Source organism: Nocardia sp. NPDC004123 (genome assembly GCF_053603795.1).
The window spans coordinates 26,278-44,815 of record NZ_JBSGGG010000044.1 but is presented as its reverse complement, the minus strand read 5'-3'; the positions used below and the strand labels follow the sequence as shown (position 1 = coordinate 44,815).

Below are 18,538 nucleotides of genomic sequence, written 5' to 3'. Positions count from 1 at the left end.
GGCACTACCGGATTCAGTTGGGCAGTGTCGGATTCAGCTGGGCAGCGGCCCGATACGCACCGCCGTGGTCGTCACTCCGCCCACCACGAACCACAGCCGCAGCGCCGCCGGATGCCCGGTCCGATCGCCCGGCTCGTACCGGCTGCGCACGCTGATGTGCTGGCGCGCCAGCACCGGCGCCACGTACTCGATGACCGCGCGATGCGGCCCGGCCACCAGCTTCGGGTAGTCGACCAGGTACTGCTCCACCGCCTGCCAGTAGGCCGCGTTGTTCACGTGGTTGTACTGGTCGATATCGGTGGCACGCACCGGGAACGGCAGATCCACATCCGATTCCGGCGGCGTGGGATCGGTGAGCCAGGGCCGCCAGCGCAGCCGGTGCTGATCGGTGGTGCGGGCGAGCTCGGCCAGGCCCTCGTCACTGATCCGGGTCGGCATATTGGTGAACTCGTTGATATTGATCCAGAACCCTTCGGTCTCGATCAGGCCGCCGTTCTCGCTGGTGATCCGCACCCGCATATTGGTCCACCTTGTCGACATGGCCGAACACCAGCGCCGCAGTTCCACCCGGTCCGGCCAGTGGATGGGCCGCACCACGTCCACCACGGTGCGCCGCACGATCCAGGCCGGATCCGTCCGATGGAAGAATCCGGATTGCATTTCCTCCCAGGCGATGTCCTGGAGGTAGCGGGCCACGGCATCGAATCGCAGCCGTTGATAGGGATCCATGTCGCCGGCTCGGACGGGCCACGCGGAAGCGAAGCCCATGCCCTCCTGGGGAAGCGGGGCGAGTGGCTCATCGAGTGACACTGGTGCTCCTCGCGCTGCACGGTGTGCCGCATGTCTTTCCAAAAGCACCGGTGAGGTGCCTACTGACCGAAGTCCGTGACATGACTCTACGGGGCGTGCGGGACACACTCACGTCGAGTCACCTGTACTTCTGTTCGGGGAACGACAGTGTTTCTCGGCTGCGGAGATCAGTCCAGCCGAATGGGAAACGGCACTGTTCGGGGCTTGACGGGGCCGTCGCGCACAGTCGCGGTCATCGGCGGAACGACGGTGCCGCGATCGAGGGAATGACAGTGCGTCGCACGGCCCGTAGCCTTTCCTGTTGTATATCCAGCGGCAGGGAGGACGACGCAGGGTGGCCGCAGGGGCGAGGGCCGGTTCGCGGTTCGGGCAGTACGAGTTGCGGCGGCTGCTCGGGGTCGGCGGCATGGGCGAGGTCTACGAGGCCTACGACACGGTGCGCGACCGGGTGGTCGCGGTGAAACTGCTGGATGTCGACCTGGCGCGGCAGCCCACCTACGTCGAGCGCTTCCGCCGTGAATCCCGCACCGCCGCCAAACTCCAGGAACCGCACGTCATTCCGGTGCACGACTGGGGTGAGGTGGACGGCGTCCTGTTCATCGACATGCGGCTGGTGCGCGGCCGCGACCTCAAGGCCTACCTGCACGACGAGGGCCCGATGGCGCCCGAGCAGGCCGTCACCGTGGTGGAGCAGGTCGCCGCCGCCCTCGACGCCGCCCACGAGAGCGGACTCGTGCACCGCGACGTCAAACCCGCCAATATCCTGCTCACCGGCGAAACCTTCGCCTACCTGGTGGATTTCGGCATCGCGCACACCGAGTCCGACGTCCAGCTCACTCAGACCGGCAATGCCATCGGCTCCTTCGCCTACATGGCCCCGGAACGCTTCGAGCACAATGCCTCGGTCTCGCCCGGCGCCGACATCTACGCGCTGGCCTGCGTGCTCTACGAATGCCTCACCGGCGGGCCGCCGTTCCGGGTGGAGGGCAATCTCGCCACCATCCGGGCCCACATGCTCACGCCTCCGCCGCGGCCCAGCGTCCGCGCCGGGGTCCCGGTCGGCCTGGACCAGGTGGTCGCCATCGGCATGGCCAAGGATCCGACCCGGCGCTACGCCACCGCCGGGCAGCTCGCTCGCGCCGCCCGGGCCGCGCTGATGCGGGCCGGCCACGGCGAGCCCACCCGCACCACCGTGCCGCCCGCCCCGCCGACCATCGGCTCCCCGGCCGTCCCGCCCGGGCACTCCGGGCCGAATTACCTCGACCAGCCGTCGGGCTCCGTCGAATACCCGCGTCCGGGTCACCCGTCCGGGTCCGGCAATGTCCCCGGGGGCGCTCATCCCTCGGGCCCGGTGGATTACCCCCGCGGCGGTCAGATTTCCGGTCCGCACACCGGGCCGGGCAACAACGAACCGACCGTGCTGCGCCCGATTCCCGCCGGGCAGGCCGGGTACCTGCCCGGTCACGCGCCGTACGAGAACCCGGCAGCGTCCTACGCCGCAAACCCCGCAGCGCCCTACGTACACCCGGCCCTGCCCCGCGAGCACCCCTCCGCGCCGCTGCCGTTGCCGCCCCGGCAGCGCAACAACCTGCCGCTGCTGGTGGGCGCGCTCATCGGGGTGGTCCTGGTGCTGGGCGCGGTGCTCGCGTGGGCACTGTTGTCCGGCAAGACCGGTGGCAACGGTGCCGGCGGCGTCACGACGGTCACCGGTCCGGCGCAGACCACCGCCGCGTACACCTCCATGACCACCGCCCGCACGACCGCCCCGACCACCACCCTGGTCCCGCTCTCGGGCACCGTATCCGGTACGGACACACAGGGTTTCACCGTGCAGCCGCCGCGCTGCAATGCCGACGACCCGGCCATGGCCATCGGCCGCACCGACAAATCGCGCCTGGTGGTGTGCCGCACCGCGACCGGCCGCTTCTACTACAAGGGCGTCCGCATCAGCGACAACGCGGGCATTCAGCTCGACGACCCGGTGCCCGACGGCACCGGCGGCTTCACGGTCACCAATCCCACCGACGGCACGCAGTACCGGATCACCGCCTACAGCTTGGTCATCACCACCGGCGGTCAGGTCGCGGCCAATGAGTCCATGATCGAATACGCCCATCGCTGAGCCTCGGCGACCGAATTCCTTCGCGCCTGCCGAATGATGTTGTTGCTCTCGGCCGTCCGCTGAAGGCGCGGGGTGCTACGTTCGGCTGGTATCCGCCGGTGAATTGATCGGAGTTGATCGAGAATGCGCGCAGCCGTGGTGAGCAAGCTGGAAGGCCCGGAGGCCATCGAGGTTCTCGAGATTCCCGAGCCGGCGGGGTATCCGGGCGGCGTTGTTATCGACGTGCACGCGGCCGGGATCGCCTTCCCCGATGTACTCATGACCCGCGGCCTGTACCAGATGAAGCCGCCGCTGCCCTACGTCGTCGGCTGCGAGGTCGGCGGCATCGTGCGCGAGGCGCCGGAGGGCTCGCACGTGCGGCCCGGCGACCGGGTGGTCGCGCTGACCCTGCTCGGCAATGCGGCCGCGGAAGTCGCGGTGGCGCCGGCGGAAATGGTCTTCACACTGCCCGACAATGTCTCGCTGGAGTCCGGGGCGGGCGTGCTGTTCAACGACCTGACCGTGCACTTCTGCCTCCGCAACCGCGGCCGCCTGGCCCCGGGGGAGACCGTGCTGGTGCACGGCGCCGCCGGCGGCATCGGCACCTCCACGCTGCGCATGGCGCAGGCGTTGGGCGCTGGGCGCGTCATCGCCGTGGTGAGCACGGAGGAGAAGGCCGAGGTCGCGCGGGCCAACGGGGCCACCGACGTGGTGCTCACCGACGGCTGGCTGGCCGCGGTCAAGGAACTCACCGGCGGCCGCGGCGTCGACATCGTGCTCGACCCGGTCGGCGGCGACCGCTTCACCGACAGCATTCGCTCGCTGGCTTCGGCCGGGCGGCTGCTGGTGGTCGGCTTCACCGCGGGCGACATCCCCACCGTCAAGGTGAACCGCCTGCTGCTCAAGAACGTCGAGGTGATCGGCGCGGCCTGGGGCGAGTGGGTCATGTCCCACCCGGGCTACCTGCAGGAGCAGTGGGCCGAGGTGGAACCGCTGCTCGCGAACGGCAAGATCACCCCGCCGGAGCCCGTGCTCTACGCCCTCGCGCACACCGCCGAGGCGGTCTCCGCCCTCGACAAGCGCACCGCCACCGGCAAGGTCGTCGTCACCCTCCGCTGACCCGGATCGCCCGGCGCGATCGCACGCGCACCGCGCCCGGCTCCCGTAGCGTCACCGATCGTGAAGCTGTCCAACCGGGTGCTGAACCGGACCCTGCTCGCGCGTCAGCATCTGCTCGAGCGGTCCGGGCTCGGCGTGCACGAGCTGTGCGACCACCTCATCGGCCTGCAGGCGCAGGACATGCTGCCGCCGTTCGTCGCATTGTGGAGCCGCACAGCCGATTTCGATCCCGAGACGGTGTCGAAGGCGCTCGATGACCGGTCACTGGTGCGAATCACCCTGATGCGCGGCACCATTCATCTGGTCACCCCGCCCGACGCACTGCGCATCGCCCCGCACATCCAGCCGGAACTCGAAAAGATCCCCTTCCGTAAGGGTTTCAACTTCGGCGCGCTGGTCGGCCTGGATCCCGAGGAGGTGCGCGCGCAGGGGGAAGAGGTACTCGGCGACGAGCCGACCCCCGCCGCGACGCTGCGCGAACACGCCGCCGCCCGGTACCCGGACCGCGATCCCGGCGCGATCGTGCAGGCCTGGCTCTACCAGCTCCCCGTCCTGCAGACCCCGCCGCGCGGCCGGTGGGGCGACAGCAGCCGCCCGGTCTGGTCCCGCCTGCAACCCTGGCTCGGCGCATCCCTCGACCCCGGCTACCCGCTCGAGGAACTGCTGCTGCGCTATCTGCGCGCCTTCGGTCCCGCCACCACCATGGACATGCAGACCTGGTCCAAGCTCACCGGCATGAAGAAGGCCGTCGAGAAGCTCGGCGACCGGGTCCGCACCTACACCGACGACCGCGGCCGCACCCTCTACGACGCCACCGACGCCACCCTCGCCGACCCGGACCAGCCCGCCCCCGTCCGCCTGCTCGGCTGGTACGACAACGCCATCCTGTCCCACCAGGACCGCACCCGCATCGTCCCCGACGGCAATGCCCCGCCCCTGCGCGCCTTCGCCAACCAGGTCTCCCCGATCCTGATCGACGGCTTCCTGTCGGGCGTCTACAAGGTGTTCGCCAAGGGGGACACCGCGTCGCTGCGGATCAGCCCGCACGCCGGCTGGTCCCGCGCCGACCGCGCCGCGGTGGAAGCGGAAGCCGCTGCCCTGCTGTCCTTCTCGGAACCGGACCGCAAGCCCGTCATCGAAATCCTCGATCCCGGAGTGGACCTGCGGCCCTGACCAAGCGATCCCGTCGCGGATTCTCAGCGCACGGCGCGGTACGCCGGCGCCTTGCTCGACCCGGACGGGGTGAGCGTGCGCAGCAGCGGCAGGGTGCGCTGCGGCACGACGGTGGACAACACCACCACGCTGTGCGATCGCACCACCGAGCTGGTCCGGTCGATACTCAGCAGGACCGCCTGCAATCCGGCGTGCGAATCCGCGCCGATCCGGCACAGCACATCCCCGGAACCGGTGGTGGCGTAAGCCTCCAGCACCCCGGGGATGGCGTCGAGGTCGGTGGCGACCGCTTCCAGCGCGCCCTGCGCGATCTCCAGCGTCACGAACGCCTGCACATCGAAACCGGCCGCGGTGACATCGATCTGCGGATCGTAGGAGGAGATCACCCCCGCCTCCTCCATGCGCGCGATGCGCGACTGCACGGTGGCGCGGGCGACCCGGGTGCGGCGGGAGAGTTCCAGAATGCCCGCCTTCTGGTACTCGTGCATGGCGGTGAGGATGGCCAGATCCAGCTCATCCAGCCGGGCGGGCGTGCGGGACATGGCGGAACCTCCGCTCGTGAGTTCGCTGCTATTCAAATTGTCCAGCACCCGGCGGCAGATGGTGGTGCAATTCACCAGAGTGTCCAGTGGAATTCGGCGATATTGCCTAGTCGCGCCGCTGGGCCTTTCCTGGGCACATGAGCATCGACGCAGGACACCACGGCAGCGCCCACGCCCGTCCCGGGTTCGCTCGGGCCCGATCCGGCGACCTGCCCGGCGACGACGAACTCCGCCGCCTCGTCGGCCTGGTGGACCACGATGCCGCCGCCGACCCGTTCCCCGTGCTGGGCTGGGACGCCATCGTCTGGGTGGTCGGCAATGCCACCCAGACCGCGCACTACCTCCAGTCCGCCTTCGGCATGCGGCTGGAGGCCTACTCGGGTCCCGAAACCGGCAATCGTGACCACAAGGCGTTCGCGCTGCGCAGCGGCGGCGCCCGATTCGTCGTCAAGGGTGCGGTGGATCCGGCCAGTCCGCTTGTCGCACACCACGATCTGCACGGGGACGGGGTGGTGGACATCGCGCTCGAGGTCCCCGACGTGGACCGCTGCATCCGCCGCGCCCGCACCCAGGGCGCCACCGTGCTGGTCGAACCGCACGACGAGACCGACGACTACGGCACCGTCCGCACCGCCGCCATCGCCACCTACGGCGACACCCGGCACACCCTCGTCGACCGCTCCCGCTACTACGGCCCCTACCTGCCCGGCTACACCCCGCGCCGCTCCGCCTACGCCCCGCGGGCCGGGCAACCCCGGCGCATCTTCCAGGCCATCGACCACGTGGTCGGCAATGTGGAACTCGGGCGGATGGACGAATGGGTCGAGTTCTACCGGCGCGTCATGGGTTTCGAGAACATGGCCGAATTCGTCGGCGACGACATCGCCACCGAGTACTCCGCCCTGATGAGCAAGGTGGTGGCCAACGGCAATCACCGGGTCAAGTTCCCGCTCAACGAACCCGCCCCCAGCCGCAAGCGCTCCCAGATCGACGAGTACCTCGAGTTCTACCGCGGCCCCGGCGTCCAGCACATCGCGCTGGCGACCGGCGACATCCTCGCCGCCGTCGACGTGCTGCGCCGGGAGGGCATCGAATTCCTCGACACCCCCGACAGCTACTACGAGGACCCGGAACTGCGGGCCCGCATCGGCCACGTCCGCGTCCCGGTCGCCGAACTGCAGCGTCGCGGCATCCTGGTCGACCGCGACGAGGACGGCTACCTGCTGCAGATCTTCTGCAAGCCCATCACCGACCGGCCCACCGTCTTCTTCGAGCTGATCGAACGCCACGGCTCCCTCGGCTTCGGCAAGGGCAATTTCAAGGCGCTCTTCCAGGCCATCGAGCGGGAACAGGAAGCGCGCGGAAACCTCTGAGCTGTATCCAATTCGCCCTCCGCTTCGCTCCGGGGTTCGCGGCGCTGAAGGTCGCAGGTCTATGGAGCCGTTCGCTCCCCCGCTCCGCTCGGTCCAGAACGAGACGCGCCGCGAACCATGGGGTTTCGCTCTCCGTGCAACGGCTGCTCCTGGCTGTGCACAGTAGAGTCGGGTCCATGCGAATGGCGTCCGCGGTTGTCACGGGGTTGAGCCTCGCGTTGCTGCTGTCGGCGTGCGGGGGGAAGAGCGATTCCGGCGACGAACCGGGGTTCCGCCCGCCGCAGAAGGTGGCGGCGCTGGGCCCGTTCGTCGGGGAATGCGGCCACCTCACCGACGACGAGGTACGCGACCTGGGTGGGCTCGGCACCCTCACCACCGTCTTCAAGAACTCGACCGGCTGCAACTGGCAGGCCGGCGGAATCAGTTCCTCCAGCGTCACTTTCGCCTCCTACCGCGGCAGCCCCATCGATCGCGAGAAGGCGTGGGTCGCCAGCGTGGGCCGCACCCCGGACACCATCGAGGTGGGCGGGAAGAAGGGCTTCCAGGCCCTCGACCCCAGCAACGCCGTCTGCGATCTCGCGGTGCAGCTCGACGACGACTTCTTCGAATGGTCCATCTCCTACGGCGTATTCAGCAGCGGCAACCTCGGCAACCCGTGTGACCGCACCCGCAAGATGGCCGAACTGACCGTGCAGCGGCTCGGATGAGGGGGACCGGAATGTCAGGTCGATCCAGGCGGGTGCGCGGCGCGATCGCCCTCTCGGTGCTGGCCCTGACCGCCGCGCTGGCCGGCTGCGGCAAGACCGTCCCCGGCAGCGCGCTGCCCGCGGGCGGCACCACCGGCACCGGTACCGGCGGAACCTCGCGCATCAACACCAATTTCGACAAACTGCTGCGCGAATGCCAGGTGGTCGCCCAGGACGACATCGCGAAATCGGTGGGCGACAACATGTATGTGGAGCCGTCCTTCAATGGCGCGGTCTGCATGTGGAATCTCACCGGCGGCACCGCCGGCAGCGGCATGGTCACGCTCAGCTGGTACGAGCTGGGCTCGCTCAACAACGAGAAGCAGAACAACGACCGCCTGAAGTATGTGACCAACGACATAACCGTGCAGGGCCGCCGCTCGGTGGAAACCCGCCGCCCGAACGATCCGGACTCCTGCGGCGTGAGCGCGCCGGCCGCGGATACCGGCATCGTCGGCTGGTGGGTCAACTACCGCAGCGGATCTCAGCATGCGGACCCCTGCGATGCGGCGCGCAAGCTGGTCGAGCTGACGTTGAACCTGGCTCGATAACGGCTCTACCAGCCCCGGTGGGGGGACCCTCTTTTGCCCCTGAAAGAGCCGACGAGTATCGTGGACCGCTGTGCCCGGAGCATGCGGGCAAGTTGATGTGCAGTACGTAGGCCAGCGAGAGCGGCTGACCGTTTCAGCATGCCTTGAAAAAGGCCTCTGAACTGTGCACGACACGCCCGACCTCGTGGAGACGAAATGCCATGAGAACAGGGCGGGAAGCTCGAATGACAAAGACATGAAGTTCCAGACACCTGGTTACTAAAAGGAAAGCCGGTCTATGCCAACCATCAACCAGCTGGTCCGCAAGGGTCGCCGCGACAAGGTCGCCAAGACCAAGACTGCGGCCCTCAAGGGGAGCCCGCAGCGTCGTGGCGTGTGCACCCGCGTGTACACCACGACCCCGAAGAAGCCGAACTCTGCGCTGCGTAAGGTCGCGCGTGTTCGCCTGACCAGCGCGGTCGAGGTCACGGCTTACATCCCTGGTGAGGGCCACAACCTGCAGGAGCACTCGATGGTGCTCGTCCGTGGCGGTCGTGTGAAGGACCTCCCGGGTGTGCGCTACAAGATCATCCGCGGCTCGCTCGACACCCAGGGTGTCAAGAACCGCAAGCAGGCCCGCAGCCGCTACGGCGCCAAGAAGGAGAAGAGCTAATGCCGCGTAAGGGTCCCGCTCCCAAGCGTCCCCTGATCAACGACCCGGTCTACGGCTCGCCCCTGGTGACGCAGCTGGTCAACAAGATCCTGCTGGACGGCAAGAAGTCCACCGCCGAGCGCATCGTCTACGGCGCCCTCGAGCAGGCTCGTGAGAAGACCGGCACCGACCCGGTCGTCACCCTCAAGCGCGCGCTCGACAACGTCAAGCCCGCCCTCGAGGTGAAGCCCCGCCGCGTCGGTGGCGCCACCTACCAGGTGCCGGTCGAGGTTCGTCCCGGCCGCGCCAACACCCTGGCGCTGCGCTGGCTGGTCAACTACTCCCGTGCTCGTCGCGAGAAGACCATGATCGAGCGTCTGGCCAACGAGCTGCTGGACGCCAGCAACGGCCTGGGCGCTTCGGTGAAGCGTCGCGAGGACACCCACAAGATGGCCGAGTCCAACCGGGCCTTCGCGCACTACCGCTGGTGACCTGTGGCCCGGCCCTCCGTTCGGAAGTGCCGGGAGACGAGTCACATGTCGGGCGCGACAGCTGAGCTGTTCCAAGCGAGGCACCCACGCGTCGCGCCCGACGTTGACACCGAGGGCTTCGGAGAACTCGAGGCCTATCCCGTTGAATCCCAACTAGCTACGAGCGGGGAAGATTTCCGTGGCACAGGACGTGCTCACCGACCTGCACAAGGTCCGCAACATCGGCATCATGGCCCACATCGATGCCGGTAAGACGACGACTACCGAACGCATCCTCTTCTACACCGGTATCACCTACAAGATCGGTGAGGTGCACGACGGCGCCGCCACCATGGACTGGATGGCGCAGGAGCAGGAACGCGGCATCACCATCACGTCGGCCGCGACGACCTGTTTCTGGAAAGACAACCAGATCAACATCATCGACACCCCCGGCCACGTGGACTTCACGGTCGAGGTCGAGCGCTCGCTGCGCGTCCTCGACGGCGCCGTCGCGGTGTTCGATGGCAAGGAAGGCGTCGAGCCGCAGTCCGAGCAGGTGTGGCGCCAGGCCGACAAGTACGACGTCCCGCGCATCTGCTTCGTCAACAAGATGGACAAGCTGGGCGCCGACTTCTACTTCACCGTCCAGACCATCAAGGACCGCCTGGGCGCGAAGCCGCTGGTCATCCAGCTGCCGATCGGCGCCGAGGACACCTTCGAGGGCATCGTCGACCTGGTCGAGAACAATGCCAAGGTCTGGCGGGGCGAGACCAAGCTCGGTGAGCAGTACGAGGTCGTCGAGATCCCGGCCGATCTGAAGGACCGCGCCGAGCAGTACCGCCAGGAGCTGCTCGAGACCGTCGCCGAGTCCGATGAGGCCCTGCTGGAGAAGTTCTTCGGCGGCGAGGAGCTCTCGGTCGAGGAGATCAAGGGCGCCATCCGCAAGATGACCGTGAACTCGGAGCTCTACCCGGTGCTCTGCGGTTCGGCGTTCAAGAACAAGGGCGTGCAGCCCATGCTCGACGCCGTCATCGACTACCTGCCGTCCCCGCTGGACGTCGAGTCCGTGCACGGTCACGTGCCGGGCAAGGAGGACGAGGTCCTCACCCGCAAGCCGAGCTCGGACGAGCCGTTCGCGGCGCTGGCGTTCAAGATCGCCACCCACCCGTTCTTCGGCAAGCTGACCTACGTTCGCGTGTACTCGGGCAAGGTCGACTCCGGCGCCCAGGTCATCAACGCGACCAAGGGCAAGAAGGAGCGTCTGGGCAAGCTGTTCCAGATGCACTCCAACAAGGAGAACCCGGTTTCCGAGGGTGTGGCCGGCCACATCTACGCGGTCATCGGCCTGAAGGACACCACCACGGGTGACACCCTGTGCGATCCGCAGAACCAGATCGTGCTGGAGTCCATGACCTTCCCGGACCCGGTCATCGAGGTGGCCATCGAGCCGAAGACCAAGGCCGACCAGGAGAAGCTGGGCGTCGCGATCCAGAAGTTCGCGGAGGAGGACCCCACCTTCAACGTGAAGCTGGACCAGGAGACCGGCCAGACCGTCATCGGCGGTATGGGCGAGCTGCAGCTCGACATCTACGTGGACCGCATGAAGCGCGAGTTCAAGGTCGAGGCCAACATCGGCAAGCCGCAGGTGGCGTACCGCGAGACCATCACCAAGAAGGTCGAGAAGCTCGAGTACACCCACAAGAAGCAGACCGGTGGCTCGGGTCAGTTCGCCCGCGTGATCATCGGCCTGGAGCCCTTCGTGGGCGAGGACGGCGCGACGTACGAGTTCGAGAACAAGGTCACCGGTGGCCGCGTTCCGCGTGAGTACATCCCGTCGGTCGACGCCGGTGCGCAGGACGCCATGCAGTACGGTGTCCTCGCCGGATTCCCGCTGGTCAACATGAAGGTCTCGCTGCTCGACGGCGCCTACCACGAGGTCGACTCCTCGGAAATGGCGTTCAAGATCGCCGGCGCGATGGCCCTCAAGGAAGCGGCCCGCAAGGCCGGTCCGGTGATCCTCGAGCCGCTCATGGCTGTCGAGGTCACCACGCCCGAGGATTACATGGGCGAAGTGATCGGCGACCTGAACTCCCGCCGTGGCCAGATCCAGGCCATGGAGGAACGCAGTGGTGCCCGTGTCGTCAAGGCGCTGGTTCCGCTCTCGGAGATGTTCGGTTACATCGGTGACCTGCGGTCGAAGACCCAGGGCCGAGCGAACTTCTCGATGGTGTTCGATTCGTACGCGGAGGTTCCGGCCAACGTGTCGAAGGAGATCATCGCCAAGGCGACCGGCGAGTAATTCGCTGCGGGACGGGTTTGCGAGAATCCGTCCCGCGTCGGTCGTCTGAACGACCCCCTGTAAGAAAAAACCGCACTGCTGCAAAAGCAACGCACTAACTAGTCCAGGAGGACAACAGTGGCGAAGGCGAAGTTCGAGCGGACGAAGCCCCACGTCAACATCGGCACCATTGGTCACGTCGACCACGGCAAGACCACGCTGACTGCCGCGATCACCAAGGTGCTGGCTGACAAGTACCCGGACCTGAACGCGGCCTTCGCGTTCGACCAGATCGACAAGGCGCCGGAGGAGAAGGCTCGTGGTATCACGATCAACATCTCCCACGTCGAGTACCAGACGGAGAAGCGCCACTACGCGCACGTCGACGCCCCGGGTCACGCGGACTACATCAAGAACATGATCACCGGTGCCGCCCAGATGGACGGCGCGATCCTGGTCGTGGCCGCCACCGACGGCCCGATGCCGCAGACCCGCGAGCACGTGCTGCTCGCCCGCCAGGTCGGCGTGCCCTACATCCTGGTCGCCCTGAACAAGTCCGACATGGTCGACGACGAGGAAATCCTCGAGCTCGTCGAGATGGAGGTCCGTGAGCTGCTGGGTTCGCAGGAGTTCGACGAGGAGGCGCCGGTCGTCCGCGTTTCCGGCCTGAAGGCCCTCGAGGGTGACCCGAAGTGGACCGAGTCCATCGTCGAGCTGATGAACGCCGTCGACGAGTCGATCCCGGACCCGGTCCGTGAGACCGACAAGCCGTTCCTGATGCCGATCGAGGACGTCTTCACGATCACCGGTCGTGGCACCGTCGTCACCGGTCGTATCGAGCGTGGCATCATCAACGTGAACGAGGAAGTCGAGATCGTCGGCATCCGCGAGAAGGTCACCAAGACCACCATCACGGGCATCGAGATGTTCCGCAAGCTGCTCGACAACGGCCAGGCGGGCGACAACGTCGGTCTGCTGGTTCGTGGCATCAAGCGTGAAGATGTCGAGCGCGGCCAGGTCGTCGTGAAGCCGGGTACCACCACCCCGCACACCGAGTTCGAGGGCCAGGCGTACATCCTGTCGAAGGACGAGGGTGGCCGCCACACCCCGTTCTTCAACAACTACCGCCCGCAGTTCTACTTCCGTACCACCGACGTGACCGGCGTCGTGACCCTCCCCGAGGGCACCGAGATGGTCATGCCGGGCGACAACACCGAGATGAGCGTCAAGCTCATCCAGCCGGTCGCCATGGACGAGGGCCTGCGTTTCGCGATCCGTGAGGGTGGCCGCACCGTCGGTGCCGGTCGCGTCACCAAGATCATCAAGTGATTTTCCGGAATCACTGGTGATTCTCTGAATCGCTGACGAACGGCGTCGCTCCGAAAGGAGCGGCGCCGTTTGCGTTCTGGATGGCGAAAGGGCCGTTCCCGGTGTGGGAACGGCCCTTTCGCCGTGTTCGGAGATCCGCGCGTCAGGATATGGTGAGCCGGACCGCGGCCGTGCCGCCGAGCAGGCGGCCGGATTCGAAAGCGGCTGCGGCCGTGGGAAGTTGGGCGGCACGGCCGGAGGCGAGGACGCGGACGGTGCCGGCGCCCGCGGTGGGGCGGTCGAGGGCGTCCATGCGGCGGAGGGTTTGGCCGGCGACGGCTTCGGCGCTGTCGAAGACACGGACGCCCGGGGGGAGGGCGGTGAGGATGTCGTCCAGGACGAGGGGGTAGTGGGTGCAGCCGAGGACGATGCCCTCGGTGTCGGCGGGGGTGCGGGCGGCAGCGTCGGCGATGGCCTCGGCGATGACGGGGAGGTCGCCGCGGTCGATGGCGTCGGCCAGGCCGTGGCAGGCGACGCCGGTGATGTCGGCGTCGCCGCCGAAGCGGGCGATGAGGTCGGCCTGGTAGGCGCTGGCGGTGGTGGCCGCGGTCGCCCAGACCGCCACCTTCCGGCAGGCCGCGGCGGCCGGTTTGATGGCGGGCACGGTGCCGATGACCGGCACGCCGGGGCCGACCATGGTGCGGACGTGTTCGAGGGCCTGCACGCTGGCGGTATTGCAGGGCAGCACAATGACTTCCGCGCCCTCACCCAGGGCGAGGCGCGCGGTGTCCAGTACCCGGTCGATGACCCACTGCTCGGGTTTGGGCCCCCACGGCGCGCCGTCGGGGTCGTTGAGCAGCAGCAGGTCGAGATCGGGCCGCAGCTTCCGCAACCAGGCGGCCGTGGGGAGCAGCCCCAGTCCGGAGTCGATGAGCGCGACGATCACACCCTGCACGGTAGTGAAGGAACCGCCTCCGCCGCGAACCGCGGGTCGAAAAACCGCGTGGGCGTGGCGCAGCCGACCGCGGCGGAAAGCCTCAGCCGATCCGGCGGAGAGCCTCAGCCGATCCGGCGGAGAGCCTCAGCGACCGCGGTAGAGGCTCAGCCGACCGCGATAGTGGGCCTCAGCCGACCGTCGCCGAGGGGCGCAGGGTCGCGGCGAGCTGGGCGCGGGCCTTCATGACCTTGCCGGCCATGCTCGCGCCGACGACCGCGACGAGTTCGCCGCCGCGCAGGTAGTGGGCGAGGAACTTGCGCCCCTTGTCCTCGACGATCTGCACCTCGTCGGCGAGCGCCGGGATGCCGAGCACCTGGATCTTCATGTCGTACTGGTCGCTCCACACGTAGGGCACCTGCACCTCGGCGGACCGGTCGGCGCCCAGCAGCGCGGCGGCCAGCAGCTGGGCCTGCTCACCGGCATTGGTCCAGTGTTCGACGCGCTTGTTGCGGCCGCTCGCGTGCGGCCAGGCGGCCACGTCGCCGACCGCCCAGACGCCCGGGACACTGGTGCGTCCGGTGTCGTCGGTGAGGACGCCGCCGCCCTCGGCGGGCGCGGCCAGCGGGATGCCGCAGTCGTCGAGCCAGCCGGTGACGGGCACCGATCCGATGCCGATGACCACCAGGTCGGCGTCGATCACGCTGCCGTCGGTCAGCCGCACGCCGCGGACCCTGTCGTCCTCGGTGACAAGCGCCGAGTCGTCCTCGGTGACAAGCGATTCCACGCCGATCCCGCACCGCAGTTCGACGCCCTCGGTTTCGTGGAGCCGTGCCACCAGCGCGCCGACCTGTTCGCCGAGGGCGGCGAACAGGGGAGTGGGCTGGGGTTCGACGATGGTCACCGCGAGGCCGCGGGACCGGAAGCTGGCGGCCAGTTCGCAGCCGATGAAGCCCGCGCCGACGATCACGGCCTTGCGTGCGCTGCCGAGGTGCTCGCGCAGGGCGTGGGCGTCGGAGTGCGAGCGGAGCACGTGGACGCCGGAGACGTCGGGCAGACCCGGGATTCGACGCGGCCGCAAACCCGTGGCGATCACCAGGGCGTCGTATCCGGCTTCGCTGCCGTCGGAGAGCCGGACCCGCCGGGCGGCGGTGTCGACGCCGGTGGCGGCGACTCCCAGCCGCAGCCGGATCTGCTGCTCGGTGAAGAATTCCGCGGGCCGCAGGGCGGTGTCGTCGGTTTCGCCGCGCACGTACTGTTTGGACAGCGGCGGCCGGTCGTAGGGCGCGCGGTTCTCGTCGCCCAGCAGGGTGAGTTCGCCGGTGTAACCCCCACGTCGCAGCTCTTCGGCCGTGCGCAGTCCCGCGAGGCCCGCGCCGACAATTAGAACGTGTTCTACCGAGTGCGACATGCGCCAACCATAGCGGTTCCCGAAGTCGCGCGCCGACGTGTCGACCGTCACACCCGAGATGCGGCCCAATCGTATCCGGGCATTTATTGATCGGGCGGTCAATCAGGAATACAACGGGATCAGAACATATTCCCTGGCCTTTCAAAGGAGGCATTCCATGTTCACCGTGAGTCGCGCGGAGCAGGCCATGACGGTCGTGCTCGGCGCAATCGCCGCGCTGTCCCCGATCTGGGTGGCGCACAGCAACCGCGCACTGTGGACCCTCGTGGTGCTCGGCGTGCTGGTCGCACTCGCGGGCCTGGCACAGATCGCGGAAATGGCGACCGGCATGGTCGGCTACGCGCTCGGCGTGCTGGGCGTCCTGATGTTCATCTCCCCGTGGGTGATGAATTTCCACTCCTACAGCGGCGCATCCTGGGTCGCGTGGATCGTGGGTGCGTTGACGGTCGTGGTCGCGCTGGCGGAGATGCCCGAGGTGTCGGGCCGCTTCGGCGCTGCGGCGCATCACTGACCGATTCGCGGCGTGCCGGCCTCGGCTCTCCGTGCTCACGGGTGCACAGCCCTCGTGAGCATGGGAGACGCAGCGAGGCCGGCGCGTCCGCGCGTTATGCTTGTCGTCTACGTCCGCCGACCGGTGGCGGCCGCCTCCGCGTCGAAGCGTGAGGAGGAAGTCGAGCAGTGCCCACATCACGCAAGGCGGAATCGGATTCGCCGCGCACAGCAGAGTCTGAACTGCTGCGCAATGTGGGACCCGCGCCCCGCCGGGTGGGGCGTCGTCGCAGCAAGAAGGTCGACGGTGACGCTCGCCAGCTCATCCTGGATGCCGCCGAGAGGCTTTTCGCGGCCCATGGATTCGACGCGACTCCCACGGCGTCGATCGCCGAGGAGGCCGGGGTGCCCAAGGGCCTGATCTTCTACTACTTCCCGACCAAGGGCGCCATTCTGTCGGCGCTCATGGCCGAGCGGGTCCCCTCGCAGCCGCTGGACGATATCGAGTCGGTGGTGGTGCCGGGCGATCCGGCCAAGAGCCTGGTCAATATGGATGCCGCGCTGAATCTGCGCGAGAACAATTCCTCGGTGCTGCGGGTGATCATGTGGCGCGAGGCCGATACCCACCCGGATGTGCGGAAACAATTGCGCCGCATGCGGGATCAGCTGCTGGACGCGACCGCGCGGGTGCTGGCGGCGAGCGCCCCGGCCCCGGTGCAGCCGGGGACATTGCGGGCGTGTGCGGCGGCGTGGGTGTCGGCGATGCTGGCCATCGCGAGTACGGATCGGCTGCACGCCCTGGACGGGGTGCCGCTGCCGACGGCCGACGAGATTCTGAATGTGGCGCAGGTGGTGGCGGCGGGCATGACCCACCTGGGTTGAGCGCGCAACCGGCCGACCTCGCCGGCCATGATCCGGGCGACGTGCCGGCGGTGCGGCCGATGCCGCCGCACATGCCCGCAATGGCCAATGGCTGCACCCATCAGATCATGGCGATCGGGGCCGGGCACAGTGCGCGCGAATTCGCGGCCAGCACCTCGCTGATCGACGATCCGGCGGTGATGTCGGTGCTGCGGGAGAACAGCCTGGAACTGTACGACGGGGTGCCGAATACACCCATCTTCGAATGGCATTCGCCGAGTGATCCGCTTATTCCGGTGGACGCCATCGTGGATACCGATCAGCGCTATTGCGAGGCCGGGGTGCGGCTGGATATGGATATGAATCCGTCCCCGGAACATCTGTCGGCGGCGGTGCTGGGACTGCCCGCCGCACTGTGGTGGATCGACGCGCGGTTGCGCGGCGAACCCGCTCCGAGCAATTGCTGAGCGGCGTCAACACCCCAATACTGTTGATCGTGAGCCGGTTTCGCGGTGCCTGCGCTCATGCCCCGGCCCCAGCCCGAGTCGCACCCCTTCCCGCGGGCCGGTAAGAATGTCGGCCATGGATGCCGATTTCACCACCGGCCCGGGGGATTCGCGCCCCGCGCGCCAGCCGGGCTACCGACTCACCCATCCCGATTCCCCGTCACCGGGCACGTCGCCGAACCCGGTGCTGACCGGCATCGACACCGGCGGCTACGCCGGCCCGGGCCGAAATGGCCAGGAGCAGGCCGTGCAGTGGTCGACCGCGCCCGTAACCCTGCGCGCCACACCGGAACCCGATGCGCTGCCGCGCCGGATCGCCCCCGATCTGCCGCAGCGCACCGCGGACCCGGAGGCGGTGGCCGCCCGGCTCGCCGCCGACGGCGAGCCGTTCTCGGCTCGGATCACCACCGACAGTGAACCGCTCGCGATGCCCGCCACCAATGGCGAGCCCTTCGCCGTGCGACCCGCCGCCAATGGCGAGCCCTTCGCCGTCCGACCCGCCACCAACGGGTCGCCCTACGCCCGATCCATGTCCGACAGCGGATCGTTCACCAGTGCCGCCCTCGACAGCGAGCCCTACGCGGCGGCGCCCGTGGCGGACAGCGAGACGATCGCCGTGCGCCCCGCCGCCAATGGCTCGCCCTTCGTGGCCCATTCCGGTGTGCACGAGGACGTATTCGCGGCGAGCCGGCCCGCCGACCTCGAGGCCCCCACCGGTCGCCGGCACGCGCCGGACCCCGAGCCGCCGGCCCGGCTGGAGAGCCCCGCCCGCTTGGAGAGCCCGGCCCCCGCCCGGATGGAAGACCTGGAGGCCGTCGCGGCGTCGCTGCGGGAGAGCGCGCCCGCTTCGCCGGCCGAGCCCGAGCGTCCGGCGAGCGTCAGGTCCCGGCGGCGCGCCGCCCCGGAACCCGCTGTGGCGCAGCCGGATTCGACCCCGACCCAGACCAAGGCCGGCGCCGAGTTCCGGACCGGCGACGCCACCATCGATCTGCACCACATCATGCGGCTGCTGGTGGCCAGCCACGATCTGGACGTGGCCGCGGCGGCGGTCGAATCCGGCGAGATCACCGTCGCCGAATTGGCCGAGGTCGCACGGCGCACCCGCACGGCGGCCGTGGAATTGGTGGCGGCCTGGTACGGCGGAGCGGATCACATGCGGAAATTCGGCGAGGTGCTGTTACAGGCCGCGGCTGAAACCGCTTGATAGAGATCTAGAATTCGATCGACACTCT

General features: G+C 68.3%; 17 protein-coding genes and 1 pseudogene. 14 read left to right on the top strand and 4 right to left on the bottom strand.

Annotated elements, in window-relative coordinates; translation table 11 throughout:
* Positions 1-33: 33 nt before the first annotated feature.
* Positions 34-810, bottom strand: a complete 777-nt coding sequence (locus tag ACWEQQ_RS42610) for an acyl-[acyl-carrier-protein] thioesterase (RefSeq protein WP_452344536.1) — start codon at positions 808-810, stop codon at positions 34-36.
* A gap of 334 nt (positions 811-1,144) precedes the next feature.
* Between ACWEQQ_RS42610 and ACWEQQ_RS42605 the strand changes: the two genes are divergently transcribed.
* From ACWEQQ_RS42605 to ACWEQQ_RS42595, 3 genes are all read left to right on the top strand, one after another.
* Positions 1,145-2,932, top strand: coding sequence for a protein kinase domain-containing protein (locus tag ACWEQQ_RS42605; RefSeq protein ID WP_452352233.1), 1,788 nt, complete (start codon positions 1,145-1,147; stop codon positions 2,930-2,932).
* A gap of 123 nt (positions 2,933-3,055) precedes the next feature.
* A complete protein-coding gene (locus tag ACWEQQ_RS42600; RefSeq protein ID WP_452344534.1) occupies positions 3,056-4,030 on the top strand; it encodes an NADPH:quinone oxidoreductase family protein in 975 nt (324 codons plus the stop codon).
* A 60-nt stretch (positions 4,031-4,090) separates the two neighbouring features.
* A complete protein-coding gene (locus tag ACWEQQ_RS42595) occupies positions 4,091-5,203 on the top strand; it encodes a winged helix DNA-binding domain-containing protein (RefSeq protein ID WP_452352232.1) in 1,113 nt (370 codons plus the stop codon).
* A gap of 23 nt (positions 5,204-5,226) precedes the next feature.
* Here the strand turns inward: ACWEQQ_RS42595 and ACWEQQ_RS42590 are convergent, their stop codons facing one another.
* Positions 5,227-5,745 (bottom strand): Lrp/AsnC family transcriptional regulator, encoded by a 519-nt coding sequence (locus ACWEQQ_RS42590; RefSeq protein WP_452344532.1) that lies wholly within the window; start codon positions 5,743-5,745, stop codon positions 5,227-5,229.
* 137 nt (positions 5,746-5,882) lie between these two features.
* On the opposite strand from ACWEQQ_RS42590, the gene hppD reads away from it, so the two are divergent.
* The 7 genes from hppD to tuf all read left to right on the top strand — a co-directional run bounded on the left by hppD (position 5,883) and on the right by tuf (position 13,126).
* Positions 5,883-7,118 carry a 4-hydroxyphenylpyruvate dioxygenase gene (hppD, locus tag ACWEQQ_RS42585; protein ID WP_452344531.1) on the top strand — a complete coding sequence of 412 codons (1,236 nt, stop codon included), beginning with the start codon at positions 5,883-5,885 and terminating at the stop codon, positions 7,116-7,118.
* A 176-nt stretch (positions 7,119-7,294) separates the two neighbouring features.
* A complete protein-coding gene (locus ACWEQQ_RS42580) occupies positions 7,295-7,825 on the top strand; it encodes a DUF3558 domain-containing protein (RefSeq protein WP_379389303.1) in 531 nt (176 codons plus the stop codon).
* An 11-nt stretch (positions 7,826-7,836) separates the two neighbouring features.
* On the top strand, positions 7,837-8,415 hold the full coding sequence (locus tag ACWEQQ_RS42575; protein WP_452352231.1) for a DUF3558 domain-containing protein: 579 nt from the start codon (positions 7,837-7,839) through the stop codon (positions 8,413-8,415).
* 277 nt (positions 8,416-8,692) lie between these two features.
* Complete coding sequence (rpsL, locus tag ACWEQQ_RS42570) at positions 8,693-9,067, top strand: 30S ribosomal protein S12 (RefSeq protein ID WP_014353064.1); 375 nt, start codon at positions 8,693-8,695, stop codon at positions 9,065-9,067.
* Entirely contained in the window at positions 9,067-9,537 is a 471-nt protein-coding gene (gene rpsG, locus ACWEQQ_RS42565) for a 30S ribosomal protein S7 (protein ID WP_030517120.1), read from the top strand. Before rpsL ends, rpsG begins: the two co-directional genes overlap by 1 nt.
* A gap of 178 nt (positions 9,538-9,715) precedes the next feature.
* Complete coding sequence (gene fusA, locus ACWEQQ_RS42560) at positions 9,716-11,818, top strand: elongation factor G (RefSeq protein WP_364614108.1); 2,103 nt, start codon at positions 9,716-9,718, stop codon at positions 11,816-11,818.
* Between the two features lie 117 nt (positions 11,819-11,935).
* Positions 11,936-13,126 carry an elongation factor Tu gene (gene tuf / locus ACWEQQ_RS42555; RefSeq protein ID WP_452344530.1) on the top strand — a complete coding sequence of 397 codons (1,191 nt, stop codon included), beginning with the start codon at positions 11,936-11,938 and terminating at the stop codon, positions 13,124-13,126.
* A 142-nt stretch (positions 13,127-13,268) separates the two neighbouring features.
* On the opposite strand, the gene ACWEQQ_RS42550 is transcribed toward tuf, so the two are convergent.
* Together ACWEQQ_RS42550 and ACWEQQ_RS42545 are read right to left on the bottom strand one after the other, a co-directional pair.
* Positions 13,269-14,051 (bottom strand): glutamate racemase, encoded by a 783-nt coding sequence (locus ACWEQQ_RS42550; RefSeq protein WP_452344529.1) that lies wholly within the window; start codon positions 14,049-14,051, stop codon positions 13,269-13,271.
* 178 nt (positions 14,052-14,229) lie between these two features.
* Positions 14,230-15,450 carry an NAD(P)/FAD-dependent oxidoreductase gene (locus ACWEQQ_RS42545; RefSeq protein WP_452352230.1) on the bottom strand — a complete coding sequence of 407 codons (1,221 nt, stop codon included), beginning with the start codon at positions 15,448-15,450 and terminating at the stop codon, positions 14,230-14,232.
* A 157-nt stretch (positions 15,451-15,607) separates the two neighbouring features.
* Between ACWEQQ_RS42545 and ACWEQQ_RS42540 the strand changes: the two genes are divergently transcribed.
* The 4 genes and pseudogenes from ACWEQQ_RS42540 (at position 15,608) to ACWEQQ_RS42525 (ending at position 18,510) form a co-directional block, all read left to right on the top strand.
* On the top strand, positions 15,608-15,961 hold the full coding sequence (locus ACWEQQ_RS42540; RefSeq protein ID WP_354836478.1) for an SPW repeat protein: 354 nt from the start codon (positions 15,608-15,610) through the stop codon (positions 15,959-15,961).
* Positions 15,962-16,194: 233 nt separating this feature from the next.
* Positions 16,195-16,821 carry a TetR/AcrR family transcriptional regulator gene (locus tag ACWEQQ_RS42535; protein ID WP_379389359.1) on the top strand — a complete coding sequence of 209 codons (627 nt, stop codon included), beginning with the start codon at positions 16,195-16,197 and terminating at the stop codon, positions 16,819-16,821.
* Between the two features lie 80 nt (positions 16,822-16,901).
* Positions 16,902-17,267: pseudogene (locus ACWEQQ_RS42530) on the top strand (lipase family protein); the annotation flags it as partial.
* Between the two features lie 115 nt (positions 17,268-17,382).
* On the top strand, positions 17,383-18,510 hold the full coding sequence (locus ACWEQQ_RS42525; protein ID WP_452352229.1) for a hypothetical protein: 1,128 nt from the start codon (positions 17,383-17,385) through the stop codon (positions 18,508-18,510).
* The last annotated feature ends 28 nt before the right edge of the window (positions 18,511-18,538 follow it).

Coding starts and splice junctions, on each gene's coding strand:
- ACWEQQ_RS42540 (WP_354836478.1), top strand. CDS start 15,608: ATGTTCACCGTGAGTCGCGCGGAGCAGGCCATGACGGTCGTGCTCGGC.
- ACWEQQ_RS42545 (WP_452352230.1), bottom strand. CDS start 15,450: ATGTCGCACTCGGTAGAACACGTTCTAATTGTCGGCGCGGGCCTCGCG.
- ACWEQQ_RS42590 (WP_452344532.1), bottom strand. CDS start 5,745: ATGTCCCGCACGCCCGCCCGGCTGGATGAGCTGGATCTGGCCATCCTC.
- hppD (WP_452344531.1), top strand. CDS start 5,883: ATGAGCATCGACGCAGGACACCACGGCAGCGCCCACGCCCGTCCCGGG.
- rpsL (WP_014353064.1), top strand. CDS start 8,693: ATGCCAACCATCAACCAGCTGGTCCGCAAGGGTCGCCGCGACAAGGTC.
- ACWEQQ_RS42600 (WP_452344534.1), top strand. CDS start 3,056: ATGCGCGCAGCCGTGGTGAGCAAGCTGGAAGGCCCGGAGGCCATCGAG.
- rpsG (WP_030517120.1), top strand. CDS start 9,067: ATGCCGCGTAAGGGTCCCGCTCCCAAGCGTCCCCTGATCAACGACCCG.
- ACWEQQ_RS42575 (WP_452352231.1), top strand. CDS start 7,837: ATGTCAGGTCGATCCAGGCGGGTGCGCGGCGCGATCGCCCTCTCGGTG.
- ACWEQQ_RS42580 (WP_379389303.1), top strand. CDS start 7,295: ATGCGAATGGCGTCCGCGGTTGTCACGGGGTTGAGCCTCGCGTTGCTG.
- ACWEQQ_RS42525 (WP_452352229.1), top strand. CDS start 17,383: ATGGATGCCGATTTCACCACCGGCCCGGGGGATTCGCGCCCCGCGCGC.